Origin of the sequence: Xanthomonas vasicola pv. musacearum NCPPB 4379 (assembly GCF_000277895.2) — a bacterium.
Classification (GTDB): Bacteria; Pseudomonadota; Gammaproteobacteria; order Xanthomonadales; family Xanthomonadaceae; genus Xanthomonas; species Xanthomonas vasicola.
Map to the genome: position 1 here is coordinate 1,269,707 of NZ_CP034655.1, position 17,694 is coordinate 1,287,400.

Here is a 17,694-nt window from a genome sequence, read left to right on the forward strand (position 1 = left end):
CGGCTTCAGGCATGTCGCATTGACGCCTCTCCGCTTTCTTCACCCAGCTGCGCTATCTCGTAATCGCTCACAACACCGCTTCATCACTGCCCACCGCAGCCACGGATCCCAGCACTCACCGGCGTCGCAAGGCCAACACCGCCAAGCCCGTCACCGCCGCAGCGGCTGCACCGATCAACACCTTGTTGCGTGTAGAGCGTGCGCGTAACGCCGGCCGCCGCCGGTAGCCACCGTCGATACCGCCGGCAATACTCGGCGCTGCAAAGACATTGCCGCTGGAACGCGCCACCCGGGGCGCCTGCGCAAAGTAATGCGCGAAGAAGTAGTACATGGCGCGTGCCAGTGTATGTGGCGCCAGTGCATGGCCTGCGCGCATCACATGCACCGCCGCGCCCAGCACCACGGTGTTGCGTGGGCGGTCCAGCAGGCGCACGACGGCAGTGGCGACGGTGCGCGTGTTCAGTATCAGTGGCGGCCCGCTGATGCGGCGGCCAACATAGTTGGCGCCATGGGTCAGGCCGGGCGTGTCGACGAAGTACGGGTAGACGTCGCACACGTGGATACGCGGGTAATCGCTCAATTCGGCGCGCAGCGCTTCGGAAAATCCGCGCTGGCCGAATTTGCTGGCTCCGTATGCCGCCGCAAACGGCGTGGAGGCGAAGCCACCCGAAGAGATCATGTTGACGAAGATGCCATGACCTTGTTCGATGAAGATGGGGATGACGGCATGGGCGTCGTGCATGCGACCGAGCAAGTTGGCGTGGATCACTGCCGCGCTTGCTTCTATCGGCACCTCGTGGAATTTGCCCACCGCACCGACGCCGACATTGCCGAACCATAGATCGATACGCCCCAGAAAACGCTGCGCGCTGGCGGCCAATGCTTTTACCCGTTCGGCATGTTTGACGTCGGTGGGCACCACCAAGACCTCTGCGCCATGCGCACGGCAGCGTTCGGCAACGGCGTTGAGGGACTCTTCGCCACGTGCAGCCAGCACCAGGCGCGCGCCTTGTGCGGCGAACGCTTCAGCGGTGGCTTGGCCAATGCCGCTGGACGCGCCGGATATCACCACGTGGGCGGGAGGGGTGCGATGCATGCGATGTCTCCACAAAAACGATCAGGCATGCTTGATTGCAGTGCGTGAACACGGTGCGGCGTTTTACGTACCGCAGCGTGAAGCTGAACTGGTCGGCCAGGCGCCGCGCGTGACGGACGCGTCGTGCTGAAATCGCCTGCCTGCGCCCGCATAGTGCGTTGATGGACTTGTTCGACGCTCCCATCGCACCGCTGCAGGTGCTAAACGATATGGAAGGTGGCGTGCGCTATTGGCCGCAGCTGCTGCCGGCTGCGCTGGCGCAGGACGCATTCGAGGCACTGCGCGATGGCGCCGATTGGCGCAGCCAGCGTCGCGAGATGTACAACCGGGTGGTGGATGTGCCGCGCCTGCTGGCGTCGTATCGCCTGGATGGTGCGTTGCCTGCGGGTCTGCCGCTGCAGCGCTTGCTCGACGCGGTGCAGGCGGTGCTCCCTGCGCCGTACAACGCGGTGGGCTTGAATCTGTATCGCGATGGACGCGACAGCGTGGCGATGCATCACGACGCCTTGCACACCTTGGTGGCGCCATATCCAATTGCGCTGCTGTCGCTGGGTGCACCGCGCCGGATGCAGCTGCGCGCCAATGACGCGAGCACGCGGACGAGTGCGCTGGAGCTTGCACCGGGGAGCTTGCTGGCAATGAGCCATGCCTCGCAGCACACCCACACCCATGGCATTGCCAAAACCACGCGCGCAGTGGGTGAGCGTATCAGCGTGGTGTTTCGTGTGCGCCCGGCCGAGCGCATGGCCGCAGGTCAGCATGGCCCGCATTGGACGCCGGCGCAGACGTAATGCACATGCTTGGGTTCGATTGATCAGGTGCCCTCATCCTGAGCGTTAGGGAACCTCTGAACAACTCACCACAGATACGCGACACTACCCGCCTCATGTTGAGGAGTGATCCATGCAACTGACGTTCGGTGACGCTGAGGGCCTGGGCAAGCGCAAGCAGACCCGGCGCGAGATCTTCCTGGCCGAGATGGAGCAGGTGATTCCGTGGCAGCAACTGCTCGGGCTGATCGCGCCGCACTATCCGGTGTCGGGGCGGCCCGGGCGGCAGCCGTACGCACTGGCGACGATGTTGCGGATTCATCTGCTGCAGCAGTGGTATGCGTTGAGCGATCCGGCAATGGAAGAAGCGCTGCACGAGATTCCGACCTTACGGCGATTTGCCCAGCTCGGCGGGTTGGACGACATTCCCGACGCGACCACGATTCTCAATTTTCGGCGCCTGCTGGAGACCCATGGTCTTGCCGCGCGGATGCTGGAAGCGGTCAACGCGCATCTGGCGCGCAAGGGCCAGAGCCTGCGGTCGGGCACGATCGTCGATGCGACGCTGATCGCTGCACCCAGTTCGACCAAGAACGCCGATCACGCACGCGACCCTGAAATGCATCAGACCAAGAAAGGCAATCAGTGGTATTTCGGGATGAAGGCGCACATCGGCGTGGATGAGTTTTCCGGGCTGGTGCACCACGTCCATTGCACAGCGGCCAATGTCGCCGATGTCACGGTGATGCACACGTTGCTGCATGGCAAAGAAGACAGCGTGTTCGGCGACAGCGGCGACACCGGTGCAGACAAACGCGAAGAGCTGCAGGACTGCGAAGCTGCATTCTTCATCGCCGCCAGGCCCTCGACGATCCAAGGCATCGGCAACAACCGCGAGCGTGCCCGGCAACAGCGTTGGGAGCACTTCAAGGCCAGCGTGCGCGCGAAGGTGGAGCATCCATTCCGGGTGATCAAACGTCAATTCGGCTACACCAAGGTCCGCTATCGCGGCTTGGCCAAGAACACCGCACACGTGCTGACCTTGTTTGCGCTCTCCAACCTGTGGATGAAGCGAAAGCAGTTGCTGCCGGCTATGGGGAGCGTGCGCCTGTAAACCGGGCAATTCCCCCGGAAAGCGCCAGAAATGGCAAAAATCCGAAGCTCCAAACGCCACTCTTCGGAAACATGCCACCTTCCGCCCTGTCAGGCATCGTTGTTCAGACCTTCCTTAGCGTGTGCAGGCGTCTCACTGGTGGCCGCCGCCGCTCGCGTACGCTTGCCATGCGTCTGTGCTGTGTCGTGACAGGCATTGCCTATTTCGGGTGATTGCCATTGCCATCACCACTGCCCATGCTTGCATGTGATCCCCCACTGCGTCGCCCATCCATGTCCCTGGACCAAACCCGCCACCATCAGATGTTTCCCGAGCTGGACGCGGGCCAGTTGGCGATCACGCGGCGCTTTGCCAGCGGGCCGGCGCAACGGTTCGGTGCGGGCGATACCGTGTTCGACGTCGGCGATGCACACGCGCCGGTGTGGGTGGTGCTGGAAGGCGCCATCGAAGTGGTGCGCCGCGACGGGCTGGGCAATGAAAAACCGATCACCTTGCACACGCCTGGCCAGTTCACCGGCGAGGTGAGTCAGCTGGCCGGTCGCGCATCGCTGGCGGCAGGACGCGCCGGTCCAGAGGGGTGCTTGGCGCTGCCGTTCGATACCGCACATCTGCGCGCGCTGATGATCAGTTCGGCCGAAGTGGGCGAAGTGGTGATGCGCGCATTGATCCTGCGTCGCGTCGGATTGATCGAAGGCGATGCATCGGGCTCGGTCTTGATCGGCGAACCGGACGACCCGCATCTGACGCGTTTGCAAGGCTTTTTGACGCGTAACGGCTACCCCAACACGGTGATGGACGTCTCCGATGACGAGGGCCGCGCGCTGGTCGAGCGCCTGGGCATCCAGGAGCATGATCTGCCAGTGATGGTGTGCCCAAGCGGTCGCGTGCTGCGCCAGCCCAGCGATGCCGAGGCCGCGCATTGCCTGGGCATGACCCCGGATATCGACCCGGACAAGCGCTACGACGTGGCGATTGTGGGCGCAGGCCCCGCGGGTCTGGCGACAGCGGTGTATGCCGCGTCCGAAGGCTTGTCGGTGCTGGTGCTGGATCAACGCGCTATTGGCGGGCAGGCAGGTGCGTCGGCGCGGATCGAAAATTATCTTGGGTTTCCCACCGGTATTTCCGGGCAGGCACTGGCCGGGCGCGCATACAACCAGGCGCTGAAATTCGGCGCGGAATTGGCGATTCCGATCGAGGCGGCCACGCTGGAATGCAGCCGCGACGATGGTGCGCTGAAGCTGGATCTTGCCGATGGCAAACAATTGCTGGCCAGCACCGTGGTGATCGCTTCCGGCGCGCGCTACCGGCGTCCGGAGATTGAAGGATTGGAACGTTTCGAAGGCCACGGCGTCTCGTACTGGGCCTCCCCAGTGGAGGCGCGCTTGTGCGAAGGCGGCGTGGTGGCATTGGTGGGGGGCGGTAATTCCGCAGGACAGGCAGTGGCGTTCCTGGCTCCGCGGGTCAAGCAACTGCACCTGATCATTCGCGGCGACGGGCTGGAAGCGTCCATGTCGCAATACCTGATCGAGCGTATCGCCGCGTTGCCCAATGTGCAGTTGCACACCGGCACCGAAGTGTCCGCACTCGAAGGCGACCCCGAGCGCGGGCTGCAGGCGGCCGTATTGCGCACACGCAAGGACGGTGCAACCGAGCGTGTGGAGTTGCGGCACCTGTTCCTGTTCGTCGGCGCAGACCCCAATACAGGCTGGCTGCAGCAGTGCGTGGACACCGACAAGCGCGGCTTTGTCATTACCGGCACTGCGCGCGGCGACGGCGTGCCGGCGTGTCTGCCGCTGGAAACCAATCGCCCGGGCGTGTTCGCCATCGGCGATGTGCGTGCGGGCTCGGTCAAGCGCGTGGCGGCCGCGGTGGGCGAGGGCGCCGCCGTGGTCGCGCAGATCCATCAATACCTCGCACATCAAGCCAATCCGGTGCCGGTGTCCGAACTTGCCAGCGCCACTCAGGAGTCGACCAGCGCATGAGCCAACACTGCAGCCATACCGATCAAATCAACGCGGTCACGCCCAGTGCGCGCGGCTGCGAAGAATGCCTGGCCATCGATAGCGAATGGGTACATCTGCGTCTGTGCCGCAGTTGTGGCCATGTCGGTTGTTGCGACGATTCGCCCAATCGTCACGCCACCGCGCATCACCATGCCACCGGCCATCCCATCATCGAAGGCTACGACCCGCCGGAAGGCTGGGGCTGGTGCTATGTGGACCAAGTGGAAGTGGAACTGCCGGATCAGACGCCGCAGCTGGGGGCCGATTCCGCGGTATGTGTGAGCGGCGCTGATGCGCCGCTGGGAATTGGGAATTGGGAATTGGGAATCGGGATTGGGGAATCGTGAGAGCGGTTTCCGCGCGTTCAATCGTCGCTGTGTTCGGACGTTGTGTGTCCGTTACTGCTAATTGCTCCTGCTGATTGGTGCGCTAATTTGCGTAGTTCATGTGCACACGCACATGCGCGCGCTCACTCCGGCCAATGCACCTTCGGCAGCTCGCCGATCTGCGGTCTGGCGAATAGATAACCTTGCTGCAGATGGATCCCCATGTCGCGCAGGGTGCGGTATTCGTCTGGGTATTCGATGCCTTCGGCAATGACGGCGATGCCGAGTTCTTCGCACATGCGGGTGACGTGGCGAACGATGGCTTGGCGGCTTTGGTCGGTATCGATGCCACGGATCAGGGCGAGGTCCAGCTTGAGCAGATCCGGATTGCTCGGTGGCCGACAGGGTGGCGCGCAGGCAGTGCTCGGGGTTATAGACCGCGTTGGGCATGAAGTTGATCGACAGCAGCGTCGGTAGCGCGATCTGCGCAGCGCATTCGATCGCCTTGATGCGGCAGGCCTGGTCGAAGGCGTAGCGGTTGCGCTCATCCACCGCGGCCAGAATGCTGCCGGCCGACTCGCCGTTGATGCCACGCACCAGCGCCTCGCCCGCGTAAATGCTGCGGGTAGAGACGTCCACGATCGGCTGGAAGGCCATGGTGATCGCGGTAGGAAAGTCCTGGCCGTCGCGGCAGGCATTGCAAACAGGAAGCATGGTCATGGCATGGGCACTCGAGCGGCGTGGGTCCAGCCTAGACCAATCGGCCGCGATTGCGTGCGATTGAGCCTGACCTGCTCATCGCAAGTCCTCACCCGCCGGCAGTCGGGTGAGGCGATACTACGTGCATTGCCCGCATCGGACGCCCCATGACCGCACTCACCGAACGTTACGCCCTGGCCGTGGACTACGCGCGCATCGCCCACGCCGGGCAGCTGCGTAAAGGCACGCAGGTGCCGTATCTGAGCCATGTGTTGGGAGTCTCGACGCTGGTGCTGGAATGCGGCGGCGATGAAGAACAGGCGATCGCCGGCCTGCTGCACGACGTGGTGGAAGACTGCGGCGGCGGGCATGAAGTGTCGATCCGTGCGCAATTTGGCGATGCGGTGGCCGACATCGTGATGGCATGCACCGATGCCACCGCCGAAGACAAGGCCGACGTGGACAACAGCGCCCGCGCACGCAAACGCGACTGGCGTGAGCGCAAGCGGGCCTATCTTGAGCATCTGCGCAAGACGCCCGAGCGCGCCTTGCTGGTGTCCGGCTGCGACAAGCTCTATAACGCGCGCAGCATCGTGCAGGACCTGGAAAACCCTGCCGTCGGTCAGGACATCTTCAACGTGTTCACCGCCGGGCGCGCGGGGACGCTGTGGTATTACGCCGCGCTGGAAGAGATTTTTCGCACGCGCGATGCCGCCACCGCGCGGCTGTTCAGTAGCGTGGTGACACGCATGCAGGCACTGGCGGATGTCGGCACGCGAGTGGCACCTGCGCGTGCGCTGGGCTAGAGCAGTCAGCAACACGATTGCGCTCGCCTCCATGCAGGCGAGGGCATCGGTATGTAAACGCGTGCACGGCGGTTCCCCCGTGCCGTGCATGCCCGTCCTAGAGACTACTCGCCATGTCTGGTTGGCCACGCCAAGCCATCTGTAGCGCATGGCGCCCCAGGGCGTTGTCTGCGGTCGATCACATGCGCTGACACCGGCTGCATGCCACGCGCGCTAGGCTGATGCCTTGTCGATCTCTGGTTTCGATAGTCATGTCAAAGGCAACGTCCTCTTCCACTGGCCTGGTGCGTGTGCGCGGCGCGCGCGAGCACAACCTCAAGAATGTGGACGTGGATATCCCGCGTGATGCGTTGGTGGTGTTCACCGGCGTTTCCGGCTCGGGCAAATCGTCGTTGGCGTTCGGCACCATCTTTGCCGAGGCACAGCGTCGGTATCTGGACTCGATCTCGCCGTATGCGCGGCGCCTGATCGACCAGGTGGGCGTGCCGGAAGTGGACTCCATTGATGGCCTGCCGCCGGCGGTGGCCTTGCAGCAGGCGCGCGGCGCGCCAAGTGCGCGCTCGTCGGTGGGCAGCGTTACCACCATCTCCAACTCGTTGCGCATGCTGTATTCGCGTGCGGGCCAGTATCCGCCGGGGCAGGGCATCATCTATGCCGATGGTTTTTCGCCAAACACGCCCGCAGGTGCATGCCCCACCTGCCACGGTTTGGGGCGCATCTACGACGCCACCGAAGCCACCATGGTGCTCGATAGCAGCCTGAGCATTCGCGACCGTGCAGTTGCCGCTTGGCCGGGTGCCTGGCACGGGCAGAACCAGCGCGACATCCTCACCACGCTGGGTCACGATGTGGACGTGCCATGGCACACGTTGCCGAAGAAAACCCGCGACTGGATTTTGTTCACCGACGAACAACCGGTGGTGCCGGTGTACGCCGGTTACAGCCTGGCCGAGGTCAAGCGCGCCCTCAAACGCAAGGAAGAGCCCAGCTACATGGGCACCTTCACCAGTGCGCGGCGCTATGTGCTGCACACCTTTGCCACCACCCAAAGCGCGCAGATGAAAAAGCGCGTGGCACAGTACCTGCTCAGCACGCAATGCCCGCATTGCGATGGCAAGCGCCTGCGCCGCGAGGCCTTGTCGGTGACGTTTGCCGGGCTGGATATCGGCGAGCTCTCGCGGCGGCCCTTGGATGAAGTGGCCGAGTTGCTGCGCCCCGCGGCCGACGCCAAGCCACCCAAAGGGACGCGCGAGAGCGCGACCGAACACCCGGAACAAGTGATTGCCGCGCAGCGCATCGCTGCGGACCTGCGCGCGCGTATCGCCGTGGTGCAGGCGCTGGGCCTGGGCTATCTCAGCCTGGAGCGCAGCACGCCCACCTTGTCGCCGGGCGAGTTGCAACGGTTGCGGCTTGCCACGCAGATCCGCTCGCAATTGTTTGGCGTGGTGTACGTGATGGACGAACCATCGGCAGGGTTGCATCCCGCCGATGCACAGGCGCTGCTGGGCGCATTGGATCAACTCAAGGCAGCCGGCAATTCGGTCTTCGTGGTCGAACACGAGGTGGACGTCATCCGCCACGCAGACTGGATTGTGGATGTGGGCCCAGCGGCCGGCGTGCATGGCGGGCAGGTGCTGTATAGCGGCCCGCCTGCGGGGCTGGAGCAGGTGCAGGCTTCTTCCACGCGACGCTATCTGTTCGGCACGCCGCCGCGGGTGCACAGCCATGCGCGCCCAGCGAGCGGTTGGCTGCAGCTGCGCGCCATCACCCGCAACAACGTGCGCGCGCTTGATATGGATCTGCCGCTGGGCGTGTTCACTACCGTCACTGGTGTGTCCGGTTCCGGCAAATCGTCGTTGGTGAGCCAGGCACTGGTGGAACTGCTAGCTGCCCATCTGGGGCAAGCGCAGGCAGAAGAAGACGAAGCACTGGATCCGCTTGAGCGCGGCACGCAGGTGCCGTTGGGTGGCGCGATTGTTGCCGGGTTGGATCAGGTGCGCCGGCTGGTGCGTGTGGATCAAAAACCCATTGGCCGCACGCCGCGCTCCAATCTGGCCACGTACACCGGCTTGTTCGACCCGGTGCGCAAGTTGTTTGCCGCCACGCCCGCCGCCCGCCGGCGTCGCTACGACCCGGGGCAATTCTCCTTCAACGTGGCCAAGGGTCGCTGCGCCACCTGCGAAGGCGAAGGCTCGGTGTATGTGGAATTGCTGTTCATGCCCAGCGTCTACGCGCCGTGCCCCACCTGCCACGGCGCGCGCTATAACGCCAAGACCCTGGAGATCGAATTACGCGGCAAAAACATCGCGCAGGTGCTGGAAATGACGGTAGAGCAAGCGGCCGCGTTCTTCGCCGACGACGCCAGCGTGCTGCGTCCGCTGCAGGTGTTACGCGAAGTGGGGCTGGGCTATCTGCGCCTTGGGCAGCCGGCCACCGAACTGTCCGGTGGTGAAGCGCAACGCATCAAGCTTGCCACCGAGCTGCAACGCGCACAGCGGCGTGACACCGTCTACGTGCTGGACGAACCGACCACCGGCCTGCATCCGGCCGATGTGGACACCTTGATGACCCAGCTGCAAGGGCTGGTCGACGCAGGCAATACCGTGATCGTGGTCGAACACGATATGCGCGTGGCCGCCAGCAGCGATTGGGTGCTGGATATGGGGCCGGGCGCAGGTGGCGCCGGCGGTCGTGTGGTTGTTTCAGGCGCGCCAGCGCAGGTGGCGCAACATGGCAAGAGCCGGACCGCCGCATTTCTTGCAGCGCTGGTCGTTTAGGCGATGCTGATCACAGCTTACGGACAAGGTCGAACTCAAACGATGCCATGTTTCGCCATCTCGCGCAGCGTTTCGCATCCGAAGTTTTGCACGCAGCGCAGTTCCACTTACATTGTTCATGGAGTTGCGGCGCGTTGAAGGGCCGACGCGCGCCAACCTGCCATCTCTGCTCGGAGGAACTAAGAAATGCGCTTAATGACGGCATTGCAACAGCGTCACGCTCAGGGCGGCGGCGATTGTATTCAATCTCCGCACTCCATGGATTTTCATGCGCGCCATAGGTCTGTCGACGCACGTGTGAGCGCCCGCGTCCGTCAGACCTGACGTTTAGCCTGAGCTGCTCATCCGTCAGTGCGCCGATTGCGTGCCTTGGCGTTCCTGTGCCCCGTTGAGTGCTGCCGATAGCGCCCAATGGATTGTCATTCCAACGCGGCGCTCCATGTCAGGCATTCATGGGTCTGGCCGATTGGAGCCACACGTCCTGCTGCCTCATCCGATGCAAGGCGCCACCCTGAAGATGTCGCGCCCAGCATCCCGACCTTCTGGATCGTTCGATGACCACATCACACTCCATCGCTTCTTCAAGTGCGTCTCGATCGCTGCCGGCAACAGATTCGGCCGACGCGTCGGTGCCCACCACAATCTCACCGCGCGCTCCTTCCCCTGAGCCTGCGGCGCATGCGCTGGGCGGCTTGCCGGCAAGGCGAGGCGCGTCCAGTACCTCGGCCACCGCGGTCCGCCTGCGCAGTTTCGCGTCGCAGCATGGCCCACGTGCCGGCGTGCAGCTCGACGGCGCATCTGCGTCGGATAGCGATGTCGCACGCATGATCGACGCTTGTCTGGCGCGTCGGCCTGCGGTCCATAGCGAATCGCCGCTAGGCGGCGGCGGACGTCTGCTGCGCTATGCGGCCGATCCCAAGGATCCGCGGATGCCACGCAACGAGGCGTTCTTCACCAACACGCCAGGTTTACTGATCGCAGGGTTGACCGTGCATCCGGATGTCGAGCGCCGCACCGGCACGGCCCCGACCGCCGACAAGATCGCCGCCGAGCTTGCCGAGCCGCCCATTGGCCTACTGACCGGTATCTGGCAAGCGAGCGATGGTCAGTGTTTCACCTACCGTGCCAACCAGCTGCATCGAGCCGATGCGAACGGGCGCTGGGTACCGGTTCCGCTGCCTGCCGCGTGCGATGCGGCTGCCGATATTCGCATGCTCGGCCTGCAGGCCGATGGCGCTGTGTATCTGCAGGCAGGTGCGCACTGCTGGCGAGCCGGCAGTGACCAGATATCCGTCAGCGTGGGCGATCTTCCGGACGGCGCCGTGCTTCGTTTCGATGCCGGTGGCAGACCATGCATGCTGCATGATGGCGTGCTCCGGTATTGCGATGAGCACACGCCCGGCCGGGTGGTGGAGTTGTTGCGTCCGGTGGCCGGCGGCCCAGCCTTCGAATCAACGCCTGCGGTGCCGGTCGATGTGCTGCCGCTGGCGCATCCTGATGTAGGCATCGCACTGATGCTCGATGACAAGGGGCGCGTGTACGAGGCAGATCTGCACGGCACCGGGCCGATCGCTGCACGGCGCCTGACCCTGCCGGATCAGATGGAGCGCGCACAGGGATGGGCAGTCACGTCCATGGGGCTGGCCACCGACAACAGTGCGCATCTTGTGCTGGAAGACAGCACCGGGCACCGCATCGCCCTGCAACGGCCGGCAGGGCAGGCGAGATTCCAGCCGGCGTTCATGCTTGATCACCCGCTTCTGCTGATGTGCAGCGAAGGGCTGCAGCCGCCCGCCGATGAGGCGATACAGTCGCCGGTGGTGCTGGATGGGCATGCCCGGCTGGGGCATCTGGACGGGGTGCTGCACTACTCGCCCGCGCCGGACCAGCCGTGGGAGCGGTTGACGCTTGCTGATGGCTCCCCACTCACCGGTGTTGTCTCGTTGCATACCGGACCGCGCGGGTTCCTCGATCGTCGCCCCGTGTTTGCGCTGCTGACTGCGCCGCCGCAACTGGTCGACATCACGCTTCCCGGGCGGACGACCTGGCTGGCGGCCGGTGCGGTGCCCTCCACGCCTTCCGGTGGGCCACTTGTCGTGGTGCCGGATGTGGTGGGGGTGCGCTGTAAGCCAATCGCCCGTTTCGACGAAGAGCTCGCCCAGGCGGCAGTGCATGCAGATCGCAGCGCGGTCGTGATGACGGCTTTGGGAACGTTGCTCAAGGTGGATGCGGAAGGCAACCGTGGCAACATACCGCCGCTGCAACGCCCGCTGGCCATCGCGGTCGGGTTGGACGACGTGCTGTATGCGTTGGACCACCCCCGCGAAGCGCCTGCCCAGCTCTACCGGCTTGACGAGCACGGTCAGTGGGATGCGGTGCAGATCACCTTGCCACAGACGCTGTCGCCACCGCTCGGGCTGCGCAGTACGCGCACCGGGCAGCTCCAGATGCAGTTCGGTGCGCGCTGGCACACCGTGTTGCCAGCGATGACGGCTGAGGATGGCACCCTCCTGCCGGCACGCATTGCGGCTTCTGCGTCACCCGAGGAAGTCGCTGCTGCCGGTACCCAATCCGGCACCAATGCCCAGATAAACCAGCAGCAGGCAAGTCGGATCAGTACGCCCGACCACGATGCAGCGATCAGCACGACCTTGCTGGGCACCACGGCCACCGATCCGTTGCGCTGGAGTTCGACTGCGCAGGTTCTTGTCGAGAGCGGTCGCGCACAGGCCACCGCGCTCGTGCAGGTGGCCACAGACATGGTCGGCGGTGCTGTGCGCACGCTGGCCGGATGGACCGGCGTGGCCCAGCAATCCACCCCGCAGCAGCAGCGGCTTGCCCGCTTCCGCCAGGAGGCGATACAGGCCCAGTCGCTTGCGCTGGAACTGTTCGACACGTTGCCGGTGTTGGCGGAGGTGCGCATTGCCGGCGCGGCGTCTCCGCGCCAACCGATTGATCGGCTTTCGCCCGACCAGCATGCGCAACTGGTCGCGTTGCGCGAAACGGCATTGTCCGGGCTGTTGCGCGATCTGCGCAAGATCGGATTCCGCGATGGCGCGCTGGCCGCCGATTTTTCGATGGCGGACGGTGCCTCCATCCAGCGGACAAGTTCGAATCCCAGCTATCGCGCCGCCGAACTTTGGCGGCGAGTGCATTCTGCGGCTAGGCGCGTGAGGCCCCGGCAAGCCCAGGATCTGCTGCCCGCATTTGATCGTTGCATCGCTGCGCTGGCCGGTGGCGCAGCGCTAAATCCGCAGGCATTGAGCGACGTTGAGCATGCGCTGCTTGCCGAGTTGCGCGAGGTCGTCCATCGACTCAAGACCGCCCAGGTCGCCTTGCCGGCCCAGCAGGATCAAGCCGGCAACGCAGCCGATGTGCCGAATGCGCTGCGCAGCGCCTGCCTGCTTGCAGGCTTGGTTGAGTACGATGCGCTGCTGAGCGTCGCCGACGCGCAGGCGCTGGAGGCAGCCGACGCCAGGCGGAAGTCTGGGCTGCAGGCGCTGGCCAAGTTGGGGTTGTCGTCCTGGCACGAACTGGAGGCATTCGATGATGTGGTGTCGACCTTTCGGGCGGAGGTCACTACGCCCGGCAGCGCCCGTCAGCTGCAACTGCTCAAGAGTCTTGGCCTGCCGCCGGGGAGCGCCCCGGACGAAATGGCGTCGCGCATGATCGATGTGCTGCAGGACCTGTTCAATCGCAGCACCTTTTTCTCAAATCGGGTGCGTTCGGCCGAGCTGCGCGGCTCGCTTGGGTCGGTGCAATGGACGCAAATCAATCCGATCAATGCTGGTATGGGCGGGGAGGCCATCCACGCGCTGGGTGTCGAGCGCATCGGCGATTCGAAGGACGGCGACGCGGGCCTGGTTGCCTTCTTCGTGCGCCACGCAAAAGCCACCGCGTCGGCAACCGCAGGCCTGGGCATCGATCTTCGTCCCGGACCAGGAACCGGCGCGTATGTGTATGTCGACTCGAAACCAGCGGTGTCTGCAACCTGGGGCGGTGCGGCTAATCTCGGGGTAGGCGGCACCTATCAACATGGCGTGGGCGCGGCAGTCATCCTGTCGCCGGACACCATCCCCGAGTTTGCCAGACTGTTGTTCGACCGGCACGCCGGCGATACCACCAGCCTGTTACGCGCAGGCGTGGATGACGGTGCGATCGGCCTGGATCTGTTCGAAACCAATCTCAACGCCTCGCTCAACATCAACCTGACTGCGCAGCCACTGGCGCTCAGGCATCCTTTCGGTCCGAGACAGCCCACCGCACCGGGCGCAGCCACCGGCAACCCGCGTAGCGCGATTGCGGGGCCGTTGCCGTTCAGCATAACGGGGCAGCTTGGTGTGCAATGGAGCCAGATGGAATTGCACCTGGACCATGCCTGGCAAGACATCATCGGCCTGGAATTCCAGGGCCGCGTCGGCATCAATGCCGAGGTCAATGCCGGTATCACTTTAAGCGGCACATTGAACTCGGTCTTAGGGCGCAATTTCACACGGCTGGTCAATGCAGTCACCGGCGCCGGCACGCTGCAGCTGGCCGGCGTGCGGGTGGCGTCTAGCGACGTGCAGTTGCCAACCAACGCGATACTGGACGATACGCGTACCGGTCCGTTACTGGGCACTGCCAGCTACAAACGCACCCTGGATACGCGTGCAGCGCAGCCGGTGACGCGGCAGGCATGGGACACGTTGCGTACGCGGCTCAAGGCTGTCTTTCCGCAAAGTAGCGACGAATTGGGCGCGATGGAGTATCCGGCCACGCCGGAAGAGCGCAGTGTCCTGCTGCGCAAGGCGCTCGAACGTATCCAGGGTCCTGGCGCACTGGCCATCGAAGCTGGCGCGGCGCTCGGCGGGGCAGCCTTGTCACGACAGAGGACGCTTGCCGCGCAGTCGACCAGTGCCGCGGCGGCATCGCTATGGAAAGGGGGCACGGCGGCCGAGCGCGCGGCAGTGGTCGACATGCTGCATCAGCTGCGGCAGGAGGATGCTGCGGCTGTCCAGCAGCGCGCACGTGTCATTCCCGGTGCCCGCGTAGAAATCAACATGTTCGGACGCGAATCGCTCGACGCGGTGGTCAGTCATGCCATCGGCCACTACGCGCTGGGCGAGAAAATGCGCGACGTTGCCGAGATACGACGCAAGATTCCCGGGCTGGGTGATGTATTGCATAGGTTCAAGGATATCCCGCATGTCAATCAGGTCCGCTTTGTGTTTGAAATGCGGCCGCAGGCCATGGTGGCGATCAACGACGCGTTGGCCGCCAGGCAGCATGCACAGGCAGCAGCGGCACTGGGGTTACCGGCGTCCAACGACGGGATGTCGTGGCAGGACGTTCTCATCGCTGCGCAGCAATCGCCGGATCTGTACCGGCTTGCGGCCATCGCCGTGCACAATACTGACGAAAATCCGGTCACTACCCGTATCGGCTTGCCGCTGCTCAATGTGACGTCGACTGCGGTCGCCTCGCACCAGGTGTTCGAGGCGGAGATTCAGTTCCGTTATGGGCTGTACGACCGCATCGAAGGGGCGGAAGTCCTCGAAGCCGGTGTGCGTGCGCTGCGCCGTCCACTGGACCGCCTGCAGCAGGCCGGCGTGCAGGCGCTTGGGCAACCTCAGCGGGCGCAGGTGCCGCCACCGGACCCGGTCTCTCCGCGTGGCGAGCGCCCAGGGTTGCAGGAGGCGCGCGACCTGGCATTTGAACGTTATCTGCAGGCGGGCGCGCTGCCGGACGTTCCTCATCTACGCGCGCTGAAGCGAGAATTGGCACGCCTGGAAGAACAAACGCTTGGCGTTGACGCGCAGCGCCGCAACTGCGCTGCGTTGATGGAGACAGTGGGCATGGCGCAGGCCAAGGCGGACGAACGCATCGACCGGCTGCTGGCCAGACTTGCGCCAACAGGCGGCGAGGTCATCACCGATGCGGCGGTCGCGCCTTGGAGCTTGCGCCAAGCGCTTGCGTCGCTGCAGGCCTGTAGCGAGACGGTGACACAGACCGAGCACGCGCTCGACCAGTTGTACGGTCACCTACGTCGCCAGATGGCCGGACCCAGCGCGATGGAGGAGATCGCGGTAGCTCAGCATGCGTTCGAATTCCTGCAGCAAGCTGCGCAAAGCGAGTCCTCCCTGATTGCAGCGATTGACTACCTTCTGCGTCGTGCCATGGAGGCGTATGACGCGCAAGAGGTGCAACTGCAGGACGTGGACGACAGGTTGGACGACCTGCTGCCGCGCCTGGAGGATCTGCAGCGCGTGTCTGAGCTGGAGCGTCAGTCGCTCGAACAGGTAGAGCGCAATGTCGACATCCGACGCCAAGCGCTACGGGTACTGCAGATGCAGGACTCAAGCGCCGATGCCTCGGCGAACGACACCGCGGGCAAAGATAAGGCGGTCCGGGCACTCGAAGAGGCGCAAATGCAGCTGAGCAAGGTCCAGCAGCAATCGGCAGAGACACGCGATCGGATCGGTGCGCTGGCGTCGTTGGCGCAAGGCTTGCGCGCTAGGCTGGCTGAAGAAGCCGACGCGTTACGCGACATCGATGCACAGACGCATGCTGCGCAGCAGGCCATGACGCGTGCACGCGTCATGGGTGATGAGGCGCGGGCTGCCGTGATGGCGATGTTGAGCGCACGCTCCGCTGACGATGCCGCGCCACCGGCCGTTGCTGGCGATGACATCACCTTGGCCGATGAGCAATGAGTCTGCATGCGCTGGCCGGTTACGCTCACTCATAAGTCAGTAGATCAGGGAATGCGCAGCCCGCTGCGCATTGGCGAAAAGCTGGCCGATCGGTGCATTATCAGTTGTCCGACATTGCAGCTCGACGGGAATTGGTGCGCTCGTTCTTCAGGCATCAACGTGTTGCCTACAATTCTGACTTATGAGTAGGTGCAGAATTGTTCAGACCTTCCTGAGCCGCTCTTCATTGCCCATCTTTTGGGATCCCGTCTTCTGCATTGAGTTTTCGGTTTTTCGAGCAACAAAGTCGAATCTGGCGGTTTATTGGCCTGCCATGGCTCACGCAATGAGGTGTCGCAATGCAGAAGTTGAAACGACTGGTGACATGTTCCTGCGCTTTAACATCTCCCACTTCTCCTCCGGCTCACAACGATGCGGAACGACCTGGCGGTAACAACCAGCGCTCGGCTGCACATGAAGACCCGCGTCTCGCCGCGCTCACTGCCAGGCCAGAACGACCTCGCTTGCGCGTCGAGCCAGACTATGCATTTAGCCTCGTAGAGCGCAGGCTGCGTGAAAGAGTGAGTAAGCAATTGCTGCCAAGAATCGACGATCTTGTCGACACTTTCAGGGCGCTCGAAGGTGAAGACAGCATCAAGTATACAGAAGCCCGGGTATTGCAGGACCAGCTGCAGGACCGCGCTCAAGGGGTACTCATGCGTGATGGCGAGCCGATCGGAGGTGGCGACGAACTGGAGCAGGCCATTAAAGGGCTCGAAGATCATGTTGAAGACTACTTTCGACGTAACCCGGGGATCACCCGTCCGACATTGCCGCCTCGGCTGCCCACGGCCGGCACCCCAGTTGATGTTGATCTGCCATCGCACTCAGTCGGCCCATTGTTCCCGGTATTCTTCCTGAAGACTCCCACAGTGACGCGTCCTGGATCGGATGCAGGGATCAGCGATGACGTTATGCAAGCCGCCTTGAAAATGGTGAAAGTGCATTCCCAAACATCTAGATCGATGGAGAATGAGAAAAATGTGATCAACACCAGAGTTGGGAATTTTCTCAGGGCGATTTGGCAAAACGAGAGGGTGCATATGGTGGTTGTCATTAAAGCCAAGGAAAACAAAGATAACGCCGAAAAACTGGTGGAATCCCTCAGGCAGCTCGTCCAGTCCAACCCGAGCCTGGGACTGAACTATTAAGCGTCACCAACAACTCTCTGGAAGAGTCCGCAAGAAAATGATGCAGTCTGCGACGTCCCGGCCCTGAGTAGCGGCCGGGTTTAGGGTCCGGGGCTGATGATATCGGTATTGCTGATTAGCCCTGACCTTTAGCAGGAGTTTTGTTGCAGTCCTGCAAAAATCGTCGTTCTCCCGATGTTTTCCAATATCTCAACTCTCTGCGCCGCCGCCGCGGGGCG

9 protein-coding genes and 3 pseudogenes are annotated in these 17,694 nt (G+C 63.6%); 10 read left to right on the forward strand and 2 right to left on the reverse strand.

Features of this window, described 5'->3' with window-relative positions:
• Positions 1–115: 115 nt before the first annotated feature.
• Positions 116–1,096 carry an SDR family oxidoreductase gene (locus KWO_RS05995; RefSeq protein WP_017112676.1) on the reverse strand — a complete coding sequence of 327 codons (981 nt, stop codon included), beginning with the start codon at positions 1,094–1,096 and terminating at the stop codon, positions 116–118.
• Between KWO_RS05995 and KWO_RS22465 the strand changes: the two genes are divergently transcribed.
• From KWO_RS22465 to KWO_RS06020, 5 genes and pseudogenes are all read left to right on the forward strand, one after another.
• Positions 1,044–1,226: a hypothetical protein gene (locus tag KWO_RS22465; protein WP_026113099.1), complete on the forward strand. Its 183-nt coding sequence runs from the start codon at positions 1,044–1,046 to the stop codon at positions 1,224–1,226. The genes KWO_RS05995 and KWO_RS22465 overlap by 53 nt on opposite strands.
• A 31-nt stretch (positions 1,227–1,257) precedes the next feature.
• Positions 1,258–1,887 carry an alpha-ketoglutarate-dependent dioxygenase AlkB gene (locus KWO_RS06000; protein WP_010378599.1) on the forward strand — a complete coding sequence of 210 codons (630 nt, stop codon included), beginning with the start codon at positions 1,258–1,260 and terminating at the stop codon, positions 1,885–1,887.
• Between the two features lie 112 nt (positions 1,888–1,999).
• Positions 2,000–2,980 (forward strand): IS5 family transposase, encoded by a 981-nt coding sequence (locus KWO_RS06010; protein ID WP_017114881.1) that lies wholly within the window; start codon positions 2,000–2,002, stop codon positions 2,978–2,980.
• Positions 2,981–3,252: 272 nt separating this feature from the next.
• Positions 3,253–4,962: an FAD-dependent oxidoreductase gene (locus KWO_RS06015; protein ID WP_010375726.1), complete on the forward strand. Its 1,710-nt coding sequence runs from the start codon at positions 3,253–3,255 to the stop codon at positions 4,960–4,962.
• Positions 4,959–5,265 (forward strand): annotated as a pseudogene (locus KWO_RS06020) (UBP-type zinc finger domain-containing protein). The gene KWO_RS06015 and the pseudogene KWO_RS06020 overlap by 4 nt, the downstream one beginning before the upstream one ends.
• Before the next feature lie 187 nt (positions 5,266–5,452).
• Here the strand turns inward: KWO_RS06020 and KWO_RS06025 are convergent.
• A pseudogene (locus tag KWO_RS06025) lies at positions 5,453–6,029 on the reverse strand (EAL domain-containing protein).
• 146 nt (positions 6,030–6,175) lie between these two features.
• Between KWO_RS06025 and KWO_RS06030 the strand changes: the two are divergent.
• The 5 genes and pseudogenes from KWO_RS06030 to KWO_RS22900 all read left to right on the forward strand — a co-directional run bounded on the left by KWO_RS06030 (position 6,176) and on the right by KWO_RS22900 (position 17,476).
• A complete protein-coding gene (locus KWO_RS06030) occupies positions 6,176–6,814 on the forward strand; it encodes an HD domain-containing protein (protein ID WP_010363150.1) in 639 nt (212 codons plus the stop codon).
• Between the two features lie 251 nt (positions 6,815–7,065).
• On the forward strand, positions 7,066–9,591 hold the full coding sequence (locus KWO_RS06035; RefSeq protein WP_017112648.1) for an excinuclease ABC subunit UvrA: 2,526 nt from the start codon (positions 7,066–7,068) through the stop codon (positions 9,589–9,591).
• Between the two features lie 692 nt (positions 9,592–10,283).
• On the forward strand, positions 10,284–16,286 hold the full coding sequence (locus KWO_RS06040; protein ID WP_017112647.1) for a coiled-coil domain-containing protein: 6,003 nt from the start codon (positions 10,284–10,286) through the stop codon (positions 16,284–16,286).
• Between the two features lie 54 nt (positions 16,287–16,340).
• Positions 16,341–16,471, forward strand: a pseudogene (locus KWO_RS06045) (IS630 family transposase); the annotation flags it as partial.
• A gap of 153 nt (positions 16,472–16,624) precedes the next feature.
• Positions 16,625–17,476, forward strand: coding sequence for a hypothetical protein (locus KWO_RS22900; protein ID WP_227479817.1), 852 nt, complete (start codon positions 16,625–16,627; stop codon positions 17,474–17,476).
• Positions 17,477–17,694 lie beyond the last annotated feature (218 nt).

What these genes read in the sequence shown, in the direction of transcription:
- KWO_RS06000 (WP_010378599.1), top strand. Translation starts at nt 1,258, where the DNA reads ATGGACTTGTTCGACGCTCCCATCGCACCGCTGCAGGTGCTAAACGAT.
- KWO_RS22900 (WP_227479817.1), top strand. Translation starts at nt 16,625, where the DNA reads ATGCAGAAGTTGAAACGACTGGTGACATGTTCCTGCGCTTTAACATCT.
- KWO_RS06035 (WP_017112648.1), top strand. Translation starts at nt 7,066, where the DNA reads ATGTCAAAGGCAACGTCCTCTTCCACTGGCCTGGTGCGTGTGCGCGGC.
- KWO_RS06010 (WP_017114881.1), top strand. Translation starts at nt 2,000, where the DNA reads ATGCAACTGACGTTCGGTGACGCTGAGGGCCTGGGCAAGCGCAAGCAG.
- KWO_RS06015 (WP_010375726.1), top strand. Translation starts at nt 3,253, where the DNA reads ATGTCCCTGGACCAAACCCGCCACCATCAGATGTTTCCCGAGCTGGAC.
- KWO_RS22465 (WP_026113099.1), top strand. Translation starts at nt 1,044, where the DNA reads ATGCCGCTGGACGCGCCGGATATCACCACGTGGGCGGGAGGGGTGCGA.
- KWO_RS06030 (WP_010363150.1), top strand. Translation starts at nt 6,176, where the DNA reads ATGACCGCACTCACCGAACGTTACGCCCTGGCCGTGGACTACGCGCGC.
- KWO_RS05995 (WP_017112676.1), bottom strand. Translation starts at nt 1,096, where the DNA reads ATGCATCGCACCCCTCCCGCCCACGTGGTGATATCCGGCGCGTCCAGC.